12 protein-coding genes and 2 tRNA genes are annotated in these 16,190 nt (G+C 60.8%); 10 read left to right on the forward strand and 4 right to left on the reverse strand.

Translation table 11 applies throughout. From position 1 onward, the window contains the following. The first annotated feature begins 26 nt into the window (after positions 1–26). The 7 genes from hfq to HX803_RS01880 all read left to right on the forward strand — a co-directional run bounded on the left by hfq (position 27) and on the right by HX803_RS01880 (position 8,650). Positions 27–287 carry an RNA chaperone Hfq gene (hfq, locus tag HX803_RS01850; RefSeq protein ID WP_176997135.1) on the forward strand — a complete coding sequence of 87 codons (261 nt, stop codon included), beginning with the start codon at positions 27–29 and terminating at the stop codon, positions 285–287. A gap of 12 nt (positions 288–299) precedes the next feature. Continuing rightward, positions 300–1,601 carry a ribosome rescue GTPase HflX gene (hflX, locus tag HX803_RS01855; RefSeq protein ID WP_178918678.1) on the forward strand — a complete coding sequence of 434 codons (1,302 nt, stop codon included), beginning with the start codon at positions 300–302 and terminating at the stop codon, positions 1,599–1,601. A 96-nt stretch (positions 1,602–1,697) separates the two neighbouring features. Further along, the gene (gene hflK, locus HX803_RS01860; protein WP_176997133.1) at positions 1,698–2,873 is read left to right on the forward strand and encodes an FtsH protease activity modulator HflK; all 1,176 of its coding nucleotides are present in this window, start codon (positions 1,698–1,700) and stop codon (positions 2,871–2,873) included. Beyond that, the gene (gene hflC / locus HX803_RS01865; protein ID WP_016976907.1) at positions 2,873–3,739 is read left to right on the forward strand and encodes a protease modulator HflC; all 867 of its coding nucleotides are present in this window, start codon (positions 2,873–2,875) and stop codon (positions 3,737–3,739) included. The genes hflK and hflC overlap by 1 nt, the downstream gene beginning before the upstream one ends. A 305-nt stretch (positions 3,740–4,044) precedes the next feature. Next, entirely contained in the window at positions 4,045–5,232 is a 1,188-nt protein-coding gene (locus HX803_RS01870; protein WP_178918679.1) for an ATP phosphoribosyltransferase regulatory subunit, read from the forward strand. Positions 5,233–5,286: 54 nt separating this feature from the next. Beyond that, positions 5,287–6,576, forward strand: a complete 1,290-nt coding sequence (locus HX803_RS01875) for an adenylosuccinate synthase (protein WP_176997131.1) — start codon at positions 5,287–5,289, stop codon at positions 6,574–6,576. Positions 6,577–6,715: 139 nt separating this feature from the next. After that, on the forward strand, positions 6,716–8,650 hold the full coding sequence (locus HX803_RS01880; protein WP_178918680.1) for a methyl-accepting chemotaxis protein: 1,935 nt from the start codon (positions 6,716–6,718) through the stop codon (positions 8,648–8,650). A gap of 93 nt (positions 8,651–8,743) precedes the next feature. Here HX803_RS01880 and HX803_RS01885 read toward each other — a convergent pair whose 3' ends face one another. The 4 genes from HX803_RS01885 to HX803_RS01900 all read right to left on the reverse strand — a co-directional run bounded on the left by HX803_RS01885 (position 8,744) and on the right by HX803_RS01900 (position 11,828). Next, positions 8,744–10,309 (reverse strand): iron ABC transporter permease, encoded by a 1,566-nt coding sequence (locus HX803_RS01885; protein WP_178918681.1) that lies wholly within the window; start codon positions 10,307–10,309, stop codon positions 8,744–8,746. Next, entirely contained in the window at positions 10,309–11,334 is a 1,026-nt protein-coding gene (locus tag HX803_RS01890) for an iron ABC transporter substrate-binding protein (protein WP_178918682.1), read from the reverse strand. The genes HX803_RS01885 and HX803_RS01890 overlap by 1 nt, the downstream gene beginning before the upstream one ends. 145 nt (positions 11,335–11,479) lie before the next feature. After that, positions 11,480–11,566 (reverse strand) — tRNA-Leu (locus HX803_RS01895). A gap of 175 nt (positions 11,567–11,741) precedes the next feature. Beyond that, a tRNA-Leu gene (locus tag HX803_RS01900) sits at positions 11,742–11,828 on the reverse strand. Positions 11,829–12,052: 224 nt separating this feature from the next. Between HX803_RS01900 and rnr the strand changes: the two genes are divergently transcribed. From rnr to rpsF, 3 genes are all read left to right on the forward strand, one after another. Further along, positions 12,053–14,689 (forward strand): ribonuclease R, encoded by a 2,637-nt coding sequence (gene rnr, locus HX803_RS01905; protein ID WP_178918683.1) that lies wholly within the window; start codon positions 12,053–12,055, stop codon positions 14,687–14,689. After that, on the forward strand, positions 14,686–15,441 hold the full coding sequence (gene rlmB / locus HX803_RS01910) for a 23S rRNA (guanosine(2251)-2'-O)-methyltransferase RlmB (RefSeq protein ID WP_178918684.1): 756 nt from the start codon (positions 14,686–14,688) through the stop codon (positions 15,439–15,441). Before rnr ends, rlmB begins: the two co-directional genes overlap by 4 nt. Positions 15,442–15,766: 325 nt before the next feature. Further along, a complete protein-coding gene (gene rpsF / locus HX803_RS01915) occupies positions 15,767–16,189 on the forward strand; it encodes a 30S ribosomal protein S6 (protein WP_008035342.1) in 423 nt (140 codons plus the stop codon). Position 16,190: the final 1 nt, after the last annotated feature.

Below are 16,190 nucleotides of genomic sequence, written 5' to 3' on the forward strand. Positions count from 1 at the left end.
TATTGATCCTTAAAGGAGTGCGGCACATGTCAAAAGGGCATTCGCTACAAGACCCTTACTTGAATACTTTACGTAAAGAGAAAGTGGGGGTTTCCATCTACCTGGTCAACGGTATCAAGCTGCAAGGCACGATCGAGTCGTTCGACCAGTTCGTGATCCTGCTGAAGAACACCGTCAGCCAGATGGTCTACAAGCACGCTATCTCGACAGTCGTTCCAGTCCGTCCAATCCGTCTGCCTAGCGCAACCGGTGACGATGCAGCTGACGCTGAGCCAGGTAACGCCTGATAGGAGTCTCCTTTGTTCTTTGAGCGCCACGGTGGTGGTGAGCGAGTCATCCTCGTTCACTTGGATGGACAGGACCCTGAGGCGCGCGAAGATCCGCAGGAGTTTCAGGAGTTGGCAAATTCGGCCGGCGCCGAGACCGTTGCGTTTTTTAACGTGCCGCGTCATCGGCCAACCGCCAAATTCCTGATTGGCAGCGGCAAGGTCGAGGAACTGCGCGACCTGGTTCATGCCGAAGAAGCCGATCTGGTGATCTTCAATCACACCCTCACGCCCAGTCAGGAACGTAACCTCGAACGTGTCTTCGAGTGTCGCGTGATCGACCGTACCGGCCTGATCCTCGATATCTTCGCCCAACGCGCCCGTACTCACGAAGGCAAGCTCCAGGTAGAACTGGCCCAGCTTGACCACATGAGCACCCGGCTGGTTCGTGGCTGGACTCACCTTGAGCGTCAAGGTGGCGGCATCGGCATGCGCGGTCCGGGTGAAACCCAGCTGGAAACCGACCGTCGACTGCTGCGGGTGCGCCTGCGCCAGATCAAGGGCCGCCTGGAGAAAGTGCGCAGCCAGCGCGAGCAATCGCGCCGCGGCCGTTCCCGTGCGGATATCCCGACCGTTTCCCTGGTGGGCTATACCAACGCCGGCAAATCCACGCTGTTCAACAACGTGACCAAGTCCGACGTGTATGCGGCCGACCAACTGTTCGCCACCCTCGACCCTACTTTGCGCCGTCTGGACCTGGCTGACCTGGGGCCGATTGTCCTGGCGGACACGGTGGGTTTCATTCGTCACTTGCCCCACAAGCTGGTCGAGGCATTTCGGTCTACGCTCGAAGAGTCGAGCAATTCCGACCTGCTGTTGCACGTGATCGATGCGGCCGAACCGGATCGCATGTTGCAGATCGAGCAGGTGATGCTGGTACTGGGTGAGATTGGGGCCCAGGACTTGCCGATCCTCGAGGTCTATAACAAACTCGATTTGCTTGAGGGCGTTGAGCCACAAATCCAGCGTGACGAAAACGGCAAGCCCCAGCGGGTCTGGCTGTCGGCGCGTGATGGCAGTGGTTTGGAGCTGCTCGAGCAAGCCATCGCCGAGTTGCTCGGCAGTGATTTGTTCGTCGGCACCTTGCGCTTGCCCCAGCGTTTTGCTCGACTGCGTGCACAGTTTTTCGAGTTGGGCGCGGTACAGAAAGAAGAACACGACGAAGAAGGTGTCAGCTTGCTGGCCGTTCGATTGCCGCGCTCGGAGCTGAATCGGCTGGTCAGCCGTGAAGGCGTGGTGCCGACAGAGTTCATCGAACAACACACTTTGCAATAAAAGCCTCCGAAAGCGGTTGTGCCGCAGTAGCAGGCATTCTGTAGCATTGGTCGGCGCGCCGTGGGTGCGTCTTTGCTTTATCAGATGGAGAGCGCTATGGCTTGGAATGAGCCGGGTGGCAACTCGAATAATCAGGATCCTTGGGGTGGTAAACGCCGCAATAATGGCGACCGCAAGGGGCCACCAGATCTCGACGAGGCCTTCCGAAAGCTGCAGGAAAGCCTGAATGGGTTGTTCGGTGGTGGAAAAAAACGTGGTGGTGACGACGGCGGTCGCACAGGCAAGGGCGGTGGCTATGGCCTGTTGGGCCTGGGCCTTGTCGTGCTGGCGGCCGTATGGCTGTACAGCGCCGTGTACGTCGTGGACGAGCAGGAGCAAGCCGTGGTGCTGCGCTTCGGCAAATACTACGAGACGGTCGGGCCGGGCCTGAACATCTACTTCCCGCCGATCGACAAGAAGTACATGGAGAACGTCACGCGTGAGCGTGCCTACACCAAGCAGGGCCAGATGCTGACCGAAGACGAGAACATCGTCGAAGTGCCGCTGACCGTGCAGTACAAGATCAGCAACCTGCAGGACTTCGTGCTGAACGTTGATCAGCCGGAAATCAGCCTGCAACACGCTACCGAAAGCGCCCTGCGCCATGTCGTCGGTTCTACCGCGATGGACCAGGTGCTGACTGAAGGTCGTGAATTGATGGCCAGCGAAATCAAGGAGCGCCTGCAACGGTTCCTCGATACCTACCGCACCGGTATCACCGTGACCCAGGTGAACGTACAGAGCGCAGCGGCACCGCGTGAAGTGCAGGAAGCCTTTGATGACGTGATCCGCGCCCGTGAAGACGAGCAGCGTTCGCGAAACCAGGCTGAAACCTACGCCAACGGCGTCGTGCCGGAAGCTCGTGGTCAGGCCCAGCGTATCCTCGAGGATGCCAATGGTTACCGTGACGAAGTGGTCTCCCGCGCCAAGGGTGAGGCGGATCGCTTCACCAAACTGGTCGCCGAGTACCGCAAGGCTCCTGAGGTTACCCGTGAGCGTCTGTACCTGGACACCATGCAGGAAGTCTTCAGCAACACCAGCAAGGTTCTCGTTACCGGCAGCAAAGGTGGGCAGAACAACCTGCTGTACCTGCCGCTGGACAAGATGATCGAAGGGGGTCGTAGCGGCACCAGCGCGCCGTCCACCAGTTCGAATGCCGCTGCCAATGAAGCGAGCGCCCGTGCGGCCGCTGACTTGCTGCAGCAGCAAACACGTACCAGGGAGAGTCGTTGATGAGCAATAAATCGCTGACAGCCCTGATTGTGGGTGTCGTCGTGGTCATCGCTGCCTGGAACTGCTTCTACATCGTGTCTCAGACCGAGCGCGCGGTGTTGCTGCAATTCGGTCGTGTGGTGCAGGCGGATGTCCAGCCGGGCTTGCATGTGAAGGTCCCCTACGTGAACCAGGTGCGCAAGTTCGACGGCCGCCTGATGACCCTGGATGCACCGACACAACGCTTCCTGACCCTGGAAAAGAAAGCCGTGATGGTTGACGCCTACGCCAAGTGGCGCGTCAAGGACGCCGAGCGTTTCTACACCGCGACTTCCGGCCTCAAGCAGATTGCCGATGAGCGTCTGTCGCGCCGTCTGGAATCGGGCCTGCGTGACCAGTTTGGTAAGCGCACCCTGCACGAGGTGGTCTCCGGTGAACGCGACGCGCTGATGGCCGACATCACGCGCTCGTTGAACGCCATGGCGGAAAAAGAGCTGGGCATCGAAGTGATCGATGTTCGGGTCAAGGCCATCGACCTGCCCAAGGAAGTGAACCGCAGCGTGTTCGAGCGTATGAGCACCGAGCGTGAACGTGAGGCTCGTGAGCACCGCGCCAAGGGTAACGAGCTGGCTGAAGGTATCCGTGCAGATGCCGACCGTCAGCGCCGTGTACTGCTGGCAGAAGCCTATCGCGAGTCCGAAGAGGCCCGCGGTGATGGTGATGCTCAAGCCGCGGCGATCTACGCCAAGGCCTACGGCCAGGACCAGGAGTTCTACGCGTTCTACCGTAGCCTGCGCGCCTACCGTGAAAGCTTTGCGAATAAAACCGACGTCATGGTGCTGGACCCAAGTAGCGATTTCTTCCGCTACCTGGAAAAAGCCAAGTAATCAGCTCGTCACTGTGTAGGACCCACTCCGTCGGGCGGCTAAAACGCCTGGCGGGGTGATCCTTTCAGAAAACGGGTGTATGATGCGGCAGCCGGGAAATTCCCGGCTTTTTTGCGTCTGCATGTTTGATTGTTGTTTGGCCGCGCAGACGCCACAGGTTTTTCGAGGAAAGTGCCCGACGAGGCCGCTAGCAGGCCATTTCGTCACGTCGTTCTTGCGCGTTGTTTATGCAGGGGCCGGGCATTTTCTGCTTCACTCAAGGCTCGGCCGAGGGCTGGCCGCCCGGATCATAGGGGAATGGCGTAATGGCAACGGTAGACCGCTGGCTGCTGCCAGATGGCATCGAAGAAGTACTGCCACCGGAAGCTGCGCGCATCGAAGTAGCGCGTCGCCAGGTGTTGGATCTGTTCCAGAGCTGGGGTTACGAGTTTGTCGTGACCCCCCATATCGAGTACCTGGAATCCCTGCTGACCGGCGCGGGCCAGGACCTGGATCTGCGCACCTTCAAGGTCATCGACCCGCAGTCGGGCCGGCAAATGGGTTTCCGTGCTGACATCACCCCGCAAGTGGCGCGCATCGATGCGCACACCCTGCGTCGTGAAGGCCCGAGCCGCCTGTGCTATGCCGGCAGTGTGCTGCATGCACAGCCGCGTGCCTTGTCGTCGTCCCGCAGCCCGATCCAGTTGGGCGCCGAGTTGTACGGCGACGCCAGCCCGAGCAGCGACGTTGAAGTGATCAGCTTGATGCTGGCCATGCTGCAACTGGCTGACGTGCCGGATGTGCACATGGACCTGGGCCATGTCGGTATCTACCGTGGCCTGGCCCGTGCGGCCGGTTTGTCCGGTGAAGTGGAGCAACAGTTGTTCGATGCCCTGCAACGCAAGGCCATCGATGAAGTGATCGCCCTGACCGCTGGCGTGCCTGCCGACCTGGCTGACATGCTGCGTGCGCTGGTGAACCTGTGCGGTGGCCGTGAGGTGCTGGTAGCTGCCCGCGAGCGCCTGGCCAATGCGCCGGCGCCGGTATTGGCTGCGCTGGACGACGTGCTGGCGATTGCCGAGCAGTTGTCGGCGCGGTTCCCGGACCTGCCGCTGTACTTTGACCTGGGTGAGTTGCGCGGCTACCACTACCACACCGGTGTGGTATTCGCCGTGTTTGTGCCGGGTGTTGGCCAAGCCATCGCCCAAGGCGGTCGTTATGACGATATCGGCGCTGACTTCGGTCGCGCGCGTCCCGCGACTGGCTTTTCTACCGATTTGAAAACCCTGGTGACCCTGGGGCGTGCTGAGGTCGAGCTACCGTCTGGTGGCATCTGGATGCCCGACAGTACGGACGCAGCACTCTGGCAGCGGGTTTGCCAGTTGCGCAGTGAGGGTCAGCGTGTCGTCCAGGCCTTGCCTGGGCAGCTATTGGCCGCCGCCCGTGAAGCGGACTGCGACCAGCAATTGATTCTGCAGAACGGGCTTTGGCAAGTATCGCCACTGGCTTCTTGAGTTTTCCTGCCGGCCATCGCCGGCACCAAGTTTGCGCGAATGAGGACAAGTGTTATGGGTAAGAATGTCGTAGTCCTGGGCACCCAATGGGGTGATGAGGGCAAAGGCAAGATCGTTGATCTGCTGACCGAACATGCTGCCGCCGTAGTGCGCTACCAAGGTGGCCACAACGCTGGCCACACCCTGGTCATCGATGGCGAAAAAACCGTCTTGCACCTGATTCCGTCGGGTGTACTGCGCGAAGGCGTGCAGTGCCTGATCGGCAACGGCGTGGTGGTTGCACCTGACGCCCTGCTGCGCGAGATCACCAAGCTGGAAGAGAAAGGCGTACCGGTGCGCGAGCGCCTGCGTATCAGCCCGTCCTGCCCGCTGATCCTGTCCTTCCACGTTGCGCTGGACCAGGCCCGTGAAAAGGCTCGTGGCGAGCTGAAGATCGGCACCACCGGTCGTGGCATCGGCCCGGCCTACGAAGACAAGGTTGCCCGTCGTGGCCTGCGTGTGGGCGACCTGCTCAACATGCCGCGTTTTGAAGACAAGCTGCGTGAACTGGTGGATTACCACAACTTCATGCTGGTGGGTTACTACAAAGAGCCGGCCATCGAGTTCGAAAAGACCCTGGCCGAGTGCAAGGAATACGCTGAGCTGCTTAAGCCGCTGATGCTGGACGTGACCGCCGAACTGCACGACCTGCGTCGCGCCGGCAAGGACATCATGTTCGAAGGCGCCCAAGGCTCCCTGCTGGACATCGACCACGGCACCTACCCGTACGTGACCAGTTCCAACACCACCGCTGGTGGCGTTGCCACCGGTTCGGGCGTTGGCCCGATGTTCCTGGACTACATCCTGGGCATCACCAAGGCTTACACCACGCGCGTAGGTTCCGGTCCGTTCCCGACTGAGCTGTTCGACGAAGTCGGTGCGCACCTGGCCAAGCAAGGCCACGAGTTCGGCGCCACCACCGGCCGTGCTCGTCGTTGCGGCTGGTTCGACGCGGTTATCCTGCGTCGCGCTATCGATGTGAACAGCATCTCGGGCATCTGCCTGACCAAGCTGGACGTACTCGACGGCCTGGAAACCATCAACATCTGCACCGGCTACAAAGATGCACAAGGTAAAGATGTGGCGCCGACCGACGCTGACAGCTACGTAGGCCTGCAGCCTGTGTACGAAGAAGTGCCGGGCTGGACTGAATCGACCGTGGGCGCCAAGACCCTGGAAGAGCTGCCAGCCAACGCTCGCGCTTACATCAAGCGTGTGGAAGAGCTGATCGGCGCGCCAATCGACATTATTTCGACGGGCCCGGACCGTAACGAGACCATCGTTCTGCGCCACCCGTTCGCTTAATAAGCTGTTGATGTAGAAAGCAAAGGGCTCCCTCGGGAGCCCTTTGTCGTTTCTGGCTGGCAAACGGCACGACCCTTGCTATGGTTCTTTCTTTCGCGGTGCTATCAAATTAATGGCACCCGTGATGGAGGGATTCCCTGTGTCTGCCGTTCTCTCATTGTTACAAAGCCGGCTGTTGCGGCCGGTGTTCGTTACCCTAGGTATCGCTCTTTTGGTGCAAGTGCTGGTGGCCGTCGCCCTGACGCGGAGCACCGTCACTGCGTTGGAAGCGGATCTGGGCAATCGCCTGGGTATCGACAGCCAGAAGCTGTCTGGCGAGCTGGCGCAAGCTGGCAAGGAAGTGACGTCCAGCCTGGACAGCCTATCGACCAGTACCCGCCAGCGCCTGACTGCGGGGCTTTCGACTCGCCTGCAGGAAGAGCAGAAGCAACTGCGTGCGACCCTGGAAAAAGACCTGAAAGACTCTGCCAATGACATGGCGCAACTGCTGGCTTCGGTGGCGCCCCGGGCCATGTGGGACAGCGATGTACCGACGCTGTCGGAGTTTGCTCGGCGTGCCCAGCGCAACCCCAACGTACTGTTCGTGGTCTACGACGACGCGGCGGGCGAGCATTTGACCCGCTACCTCAATCGTGAAAACCCCATCAACCAGGCGCTGCTGGAAAAGGGCAAGGGCGACCGCGCCCTGGATAAAGTGCTGGATGCGGCGAAAGATGACCCTTCCGTGTTCTACGTCGAAGCGTCCATCAGCCCCAACGGCGTGGAGATTGGCAAGGTGCGCATGGGTGTTTCCACTGCGGCGGTGGAGGCCGATTTGGCTGCGCTGGACAAGCGCTTCGCCGCGCTGATCGCCAGCGGCGACCAGTTAGTGGGTGACAGCCTCAAGGGCGCAGCGGCCGACAGTGCTGCGGCCATGGGCGCGCGCCTGCAATCTGCGCAAGCCACTGCCACCCAGATGACCGCCAACACCACCAGTGCCGTACAGGACGCCGCTGGCACCTTGCGCTGGCGCATCGGCATGGGCCTGGCGTTGGTCGGTTTTGGTGTGTTGCTGTTGATCGCCATCGTGCTGGGGCGTCGTGTGGTCAACCGTTTGAAGCTGCTCATTGCGGCCATGGATGACTTGGCGGCGGGCGAGGGCGACCTGACCAAGCGTGTGCAGATTAGCAGCAAAGACGAAATCGGCGACATGGCGTCGGCCGTCAATCGCTTTGTGGATAAGTTGCAGCCGATCGTGCGCGAAGCGGGGGATGTGGCCCAGCGCACCGGCGTGGAAATCGGCGCCTTGACCTTACGCAATGCCGGTGCTGATGCGGCGGCTGGCTTGCAGCGCGATGAAGTGGCCGAGAGCTTGCGCGCGCTGTCGCAAATGGCCGATGAAGCCCAGGCTGAAAGCCACGCCATGCAGGCAGCGTTGCAACAGGTGGTGGATATTCGCCAGGCCACGGATGAGAACTCACGCACTTCGGCGGAAGTCGGCAGTTTGATCGAAGCGTTGGCAGGGCAGGTGCAGGCTGGGTCCACAGTGATCGAGCGGCTCGCGCAGCAAAGCGAGCAGATTGAAGTGGTGTTGACGGTGATCCATGGCATTGCCGAGCAAACCAACCTTCTGGCCCTCAATGCGGCAATCGAAGCGGCGCGCGCTGGTGAAACCGGGCGCGGCTTTGCCGTAGTGGCAGACGAGGTGCGTGCGTTGGCGAGCAAGACCCAAAGCTCCACCGGCGACATCCAGGCGCATATCGTGGCGTTGCAGCAAGGTGCGCGCGAGGCGGTGGAGACCATCGGCAAGGCCGGGCGCCAGGCCAGTGAAGGGTTGCTGGTGCTGCGTGAAAGCGTGCGCCTGCAACAGACGGTGCAGGCTTCGGTGGAGCAGGTGCATGCGGCGATTGGTTTGGCGACGCGTGCGGCCGAGCATCAGGCTCAGGGCGCCCATGCGGTGCGTGGTCGGGTCGAGGTGATCCATGCCCAGGCCGAGCGGGCGGCGCAGGCGGTGGTGGAAACCACGGCCAGTGGCAAGGTGCTGGATGGGTTGGCGGCGCAGTTGAAGGCGAGTCTGGGGCAGTTCAGGGCTTAGCGTCGTCAGTGCCGGCCCCTTCGCGAGCAAGCCCGCTCCCACATTTGGAATGCATTTCAAAATGTGGGAGCGGGCTTGCTCGCGAAAGCGATCTCAACGGCTCAGATACATCCGAGTCGTGAGCAAATACACCGGCAACCCTGACACTAGAATCAACAGCGCCGCATAAGGCGCCGCCGCCGCAAACTCTACATTCGAGGTATGCGCCCACACCGCCGTCGCCAATGTATTCAACCCTGTCGGGCTAAGCAGCAACGTCGCGGTCAATTCCTTCATCGCATCCAGGAATACCAATGCAAATGCAGCGCCGAGCGCCGGGAAAATAATCGGTAAGGTCACCCGGCAAAACGCACTGAACGATGAAGCCCCCAGCGTGCGTGCAGCCTCTTCAAGCTGCGGAGCAGCCTTGTTCAGCGCCGTACGGATCGGCGCCTGGGCCAGCGGCAAAAACAGCAGCGCATAAGCGATCAACAGCAGTGCCGAGGTCTGATACAGCGCAGGCACGTAATGCAGGGCGAAATACACCAGCGTCAGCGCAATCACCAGGCCGGGCAGGGCGTGCAGCAGGTAAGGCAGGCGTTCAGCCCAGATCGCCAACGGGCCTTTATAGCGCACCACCAACAGCCCGACAGGTACCGCCAGCACCAGGCACAACGCCGCGCCCCCCAGAGACAGCGCCAGTGATGACAGCAGCGCCTCACCGATCTCGGCAGCCGGAAACGCGGCTGACGAACCCACGGCCAGCCAGTAGCCGAGCATCCCCAGCGGTATACCGCTGCCGATGATTGCCAGCACCAGACAATAGAGTTGCCCTAGCGGCGCCCACTTGCCCAGCCTTACTTGTTCGGCGTGCCGCGCCGCGCCCTGGCCGATGCGCACGTGTCGGCCTTTGCCGCGCACGCGCAACTCCAGCCACAGCAGGGTCAGGCACATCACCAGCAGCACTGCGGACAGCATCGCAGCGTTGGCATTGCTGAATTCCAGCTCGAATTGCTGGTAGATCGCCGTGGTGAAGGTCTGCAGGCCGATGATCGACAGGGCGCCGAATTCCACCAGCATGTGCAGCGCGATCAGCAGTGCACCGGCCAGTAGCGAAGGCCACAGCAGTGGCAGCGTAATGCGCAAAAACACGCCCCAGCGATTCAGTCCCAGGGTGCGGGCCGATTCTTCCAGGGAGGGATCAAGATTGCGCAATGTCGCCGCCACCGGCAGAAACACCAGCGGGTATTTGGACAGGCTCATCACCAGGATCGCCCCGCCCAGGCCTTCGAAGTTCGCGCTGAGCGACACCCAAGTAAAGCTGCTGACAAACGCCGGCACCGCAAACGGCAGGCACAGAATCACGCCCCAGATGCGCCGCCCCGGCAGGTTGCTGCGTTCCAGCAGCCAGGCCAGCGACAGGCCGATCACGCCGCAAGTCACTGTGACCCCGACCATCAGCGCCAGGGTGTTGCGCAGCAGCCCGAAGACATAAGGCCGCCACAACAGGTGCAGGGCCTGCGCCCAGCCGGCTTGCCACGCTTTGAGCCCGACATACACCAGCGGCAGCAGGCTGAGGCCCACCAGCAACAGTACTGGCAGCAGCAGCCAGATCGACGGGCGTTTGCGCCTGGGGCTCAAGCCCCCACGCAGGGTGGGGGCGGTCAACGATGGGGTCATCAGTTCAAGCCAACGTCACGTTCCAGGTCCAGGGCTTCTTCAGCATTGCCAAGGTCCGCCGGGGTGACTTTCGGTGGTTGCAGTTCGCTGAAAGGCTTGAGGCCGCGGTTGGATTCCATGCCCTTGCGCAACGGGTATTCGGCCGAGGTATTGGTGATCACGCGCTGGCCTTCTTCACTGGCCATGAACGCCAGCAATTGCTGGGCTTCCTTGGGGTGCTTGCTGGATTTGAGCGCGGCGGCGGACGACACGGTGATCAGGCCGCCGACATCGCCGTTGGTGAAGTAGTGCAGTTGGGAGTCCAGGTTGGTTTTTTCTTTCTTCAGGGCGAACCAGTAGTAGTTGTTCACCAGCACGGTGGCCACTTCGCCGTTTTCCACGGCTTTGAGGGCGACCATGTTGTTGCTGTACACCTTGCCGAATGCGCGCAGGCCGGTCAGCCATTCTTCGGCCGCTTCACGACCGTGCAACTTGATGATCGCCACGGCCTGCTCCTGGAAGGCGCCGCTGGTGGGCACGAAGCCGACCTTGCCTTGCCACTCGGGGCCGGCGAAATCCATTACGGACTTGGGCAGGTCTTTCTCGGCGATCAGTTTCGGGTTGAAGGCCACGACGCGGGTGCGTGCGGTCACGCCCATCCAGTCGCCATTGGCACCTACGTAATCCTTGGGCAGTACGTCGAGGGTGCTGGCGTCGATCTTGGCCAGCAGGCCTTGTTCGCCGAGTTTGTTCAGGGGCGGCGATTCCTCGGTGTAGATCACGTCGGCAGGGGAGCGGTCGCCTTCTTCCACGACTTGGCTGGCCAGCTGGTTGCTGCTGCCTTTGCGCACGTTGACGTGAATGCCGGTCTTGGCTTCGAAGGCCTTGGCGAGTTCGTCGCCAACTTCTTTATGCTGGCCGTTGTACAAGGTCAGGGAGACTTTGTCGGCGGAGTAGGCGGTGGGAGAGAGCAGGGTCAGGCCGAGCAGAGTGATGGTCAGGCCACGCAGAAGGGATGTCTTGAGACGGGTATCACGGATCATCATCCGGGGTGTTCCTCACTTGAGTGCAACAAATCGTTGCAAGGATAAACGATAAAGTTTCTCAGGTGCGGACGAGGAGGGAATCGGGGGAATAAGTTTTCAAACCCCGGAAACGAAAAAACCCGCTTTCGCGGGTTTGATCTGAATGTGGTGCCCAGGAGAAGACTCGAACTTCCACGACCGTAAGGTCACCAGCACCTGAAGCTGGCGTGTCTACCAATTTCACCACCTGGGCTTGTCAGCAGCGCTTGCGCTGTTGATGGAGCGAACTATACGGAGGGCTTTTTGATCTGTAAACCCCTGATTCGAAAATATAAATCAAAAATCTCGTTAAAAATCAAAGGCCTGAAACGCAAAAACCCGCTTTCGCGGGTTTCTGGAGACTCAAGGCATAACCTTGAGTTTGAAATTGGTGCCCAGGAGAAGACTCGAACTTCCACGACCTTGCGATCACCAGCACCTGAAGCTGGCGTGTCTACCAATTTCACCACCTGGGCAGCATCAACAACGTTGCCGTCGTCGATGGCGCGCACTATACGGAGCGGATTTTGAGCTGTAAACCCCTGCCATGAAAAAAGCCTGGAATTTTTCGCCAATGGTCATGCAAGGTGCGCCGCGGGGGCTGGAAAGGGCTTTTAAACGCTTGTTGATGCCTGAAATTTCCCGTTTCAATACGCGTATGCCAAACTAACCCGCATATAGACAAGGTGAAAACTCTCTAATGGCCGATTGGCAGTCCCTCGATCCCGAGGCCGCTCGTGAAGCGGAAAAATATGAAAACCCTATTCCTAGCCGCGAACTGATCCTGGCGCATCTCGCCGATCGGGGTTCGCCTGCTAGCCGCGAGCAGCTGGTTGAAGAATTCGGTCTGACCACCGAAGACCAACTCGAAGCGCTGCGCCGCCGCCTGCGCGCCATGGAGCGCGACGCACAACTGATCTACACCCGCCGTGGCACCTACGCGCCCGTGGACAAGCTCGACCTGATCCTGGGCCGCATCGCCGGTCACCGTGATGGCTTTGGCTTCCTGATCCCGGACGACGGCAGCGATGACCTGTTCATGAGCCCGGCGCAAATGCGCCTGGTGTTCGACGGTGACCGCGCTTTGGCGCGCGTTTCCGGCCTCGACCGTCGCGGTCGTCGTGAAGGCGTGATCGTCGAAGTGGTGTCCCGTGGTCACGAGACCATCGTGGGGCGTTACTTCGAAGAAGGCGGTATCGGCTTTGTCGTGCCGGATAACCCCAAGGTGCAGCAGGAAGTGCTGATCACCCCGGGTCGCAACGCCAATGCCAAGATCGGCCAGTTCGTCGAGGTGAAGATCACCCACTGGCCAACCCCGCGCTTCCAGCCGCAGGGTGACGTGATCGAAGTGGTCGGCAACTACATGGCGCCGGGCATGGAAATCGACGTGGCGCTGCGCACCTACGATATCCCGCACGTCTGGCCTGAAGCTGTCGTCAAAGAAGCACGCAAGCTCAAGCCCGAAGTGGAAGAGAAGGACAAAGAGAAGCGCATCGACCTGCGCCATCTGCCGTTTGTCACCATCGACGGTGAAGACGCCCGCGACTTCGACGATGCCGTTTACTGCGAAGCCAAGCCAGGCAAGCTGCGCCTGTTCTCCGGTGGCTGGAAGTTGTACGTGGCGATTGCCGACGTCTCCAGCTACGTGAAGATCGGTTCGGCCCTGGACGCCGAGGCCCAGGTGCGTGGCAACTCGGTGTACTTCCCCGAGCGCGTGATTCCGATGCTGCCGGAGGAATTGTCCAACGGCCTGTGCTCCCTGAACCCGAAAGTCGACCGTTTGGCCATGGTGTGCGAGATGACTATCTCGAAAACCGGCGAAATGACCGACTACCAGTTCTACGAAGCGGTGATCCACTCCCAGGCACGCCTGACCTACAACAAGGTCAGCACCATCCTGGAAACACCGAAGACCAGCGAAGCCAAGGCCTTGCGTGGCGAATACGCCGGTGTGGTACCGCACCTCAAGCAGCTCTATGCGCTCTACAAGGTACTGCTGGGCGCCCGTCATACCCGTGGCGCGATCGATTTTGAAACCCAGGAAACCCGGATTGTCTTCGGTTCCGAGCGCAAGATCGCCGCGATCACCCCGACGACGCGCAACGACGCGCACAAGCTGATCGAGGAATGCATGCTGGCGGCCAACGTGGCCACCGCTGAGTTCCTGAAAAAGCACGAAATTCCTGCGTTGTACCGCGTGCACGACGGCCCGCCGCCAGAGCGCCTGGAAAAACTGCGTGCGTTCCTTGGCGAGCTCGGCCTGTCCCTGCACAAAGGCAAGGACGGCCCGACGCCGAAGGATTACCAGGCTCTGCTGGCCAGCATCAAGGATCGTCCGGATTACCACGTGATCCAGACCGTGATGCTGCGCTCCCTGAGCCAGGCGGTGTACAGCGCGGATAATCAGGGCCACTTCGGCCTGAATTACGAGGCGTACACCCACTTCACCTCGCCGATCCGTCGTTATCCGGACCTGCTTACGCACCGCGCCATCCGCAGCGTGATCCATTCCAAGCAGAACACCCCGCACGTCAAGCGTGCTGGCGCCATGACCATTCCGAAGGCGCGGATCTATCCGTACGACGAAGCGGCCCTGGAGCAGTTGGGCGAGCAGTGCTCGATGAGCGAGCGCCGTGCCGACGAAGCCACCCGCGACGTGGTGAACTGGCTCAAGTGCGAGTTCATGAAAGACCGCGTGGGCGAATCGTTCCCGGGCGTGATCACGGCCGTGACCGGCTTTGGTCTGTTCGTCGAATTGACCGATATCTACGTCGAAGGCCTGGTGCATGTCACTGCCTTGCCGGGTGACTACTACCATTTCGACCCTGTGCATCACCGCTTGGCGGGCGAGCGCACCGGTCGCAGCTTCCGTTTGGGCGATACGGTGGAAGTACAGGTCATGCGCGTCGACCTCGACGAGCGCAAGATCGACTTCGGCATGTCCGACAAGCCGGCCGAATCGCCTGGCAACCGTAAAAACCGCGGCAGCAAAACCGCGACGCCGGCCGCTAAGGGCAAAGACGCTCCTGCGAAAGCAGCTGCCACCGAGCCTGCGCCAGCCAAGCCGGCTCGCCGCTCTTCTGCCAAGGACAAGGCCCCTGAAGCCTACCGCCCAAGCGACGCGGCGGCGAAAAACGCCGAAGTGCGCAAGAGCCGTGAGTTGAAGCAGCAGTTGCTCAACGAAGCCAAAAGCGGTGGTAAAGCGGCGTCTGGGGGAAAGTCCCACGGGTCGGAAAAACCGTCGGGCAAACCGAGCAAACACCGTAAAGGCCCGCCAAAAGCGGGTTCGGCCCCTGCCAAGAGCGGCGGGTCGCGCAAACCTAAGGCCAAGTCATGAGTCTGGAAAAAATCTACGGCGTGCACGCCGTAGAAGCACTGCTGCGTCACCACCCTAAGCGCGTCAAGCAGGTGTGGTTGGCAGAAGGTCGCAGCGAACCGCGCGTACAGGCGCTGGTCGAGCTGGCTACCCAAAACAAGGTTGCCATCGGCCAGGCCGAGCGTCGCGAGATGGATGCGTGGGTCGAAGGCGTCCACCAGGGCGTGGTGGCGGACGTCAGCCCGAGCCAGGTCTGGGGTGAGGCCATGCTCGACGAACTGCTCGATCGTACCGAAGGTGCGCCGCTGTTGCTGGTGCTGGACGGCGTGACCGACCCGCACAACCTCGGTGCCTGCCTGCGTTCGGCGGATGCTGCCGGTGCGCTGGCGGTGATCGTGCCCAAGGACAAGTCTGCGACCCTGACGCCCGTGGTGCGTAAGGTGGCCTGCGGCGCGGCGGAAGTGATTCCGCTGGTGGCCGTGACCAACCTGGCGCGCACCCTGGAGAAACTCCAGCAGCGCGGCCTGTGGGTCGTGGGCACGGCGGGGGAGGCTGAGGTCAGCATTTATGACCAGGACCTCACTGGCCCGACCATCCTGATCATGGGAGCCGAAGGCAAAGGCATGCGCCGCCTGACCCGTGAGCATTGCGACTACCTGGTGCACCTGCCGATGGCTGGCAGCGTCAGCAGCCTCAACGTGTCGGTCGCCACCGGCGTGTGCCTGTTCGAAGCCCAGCGCCAGCGCGGCGCCAAGGCCAAGACCAAGAAGTAATCCCCTCCCTGTAGGCGCCGGCTTGTGTGGGAGCTGGCTTGCCTGCGATAGCATCACCTCGGTAATGCTGAAAGACCGAGGTGCCTGCATCGCGGGCAAGCCCGGCTTCCACAAAGGCCGGCTCCTGCAATGGGGTTTGTGACGATTGGTAGATTGTTCAAATAATCACCAATCACCTTGCGCCCTTTCTCCCCCTTCTCTACAATTGCGCCCCTTGCCTTCCTGGCAGGTACCTATGTGCCTCCCTGCGGCAAGATCCATAAGTGTCATTCACTCCTTGTCTGACCGTTTTTGAGCGGCAGGCTACAACCCGTAAGGAGCATTCATGCGTCATTACGAAATCATCTTTTTGGTCCACCCGGATCAAAGCGAGCAAGTCGGCGGCATGGTTGAGCGTTACACCAAGCTGATCGAAGAAGACGGCGGCAAAATCCACCGTCTGGAAGATTGGGGCCGTCGTCAACTGGCCTACGCAATCAACAATGTTCACAAGGCTCACTACGTGATGCTGAACGTTGAGTGCACTGGCAAGGCCCTGGCCGAGCTGGAAGACAACTTCCGCTACAACGATGCAGTGATCCGTAACCTGGTCATCCGTCGCGAAGAAGCCGTTACCGGCCAATCCGAGATGCTCAAGGCTGAAGAAAACCGCAGTGAGCGCCGTGAGCGTCGCGACCGTCCTGAGCACTCCGACGCCGAAGGCGTTGATGGTGATGACAGCGACAACAGCGATAACGCTGACGAGTAAT

Origin of the sequence: Pseudomonas sp. P7548, assembly GCF_013386585.1 — a bacterium.
Classification (GTDB): domain Bacteria; phylum Pseudomonadota; class Gammaproteobacteria; order Pseudomonadales; family Pseudomonadaceae; genus Aquipseudomonas.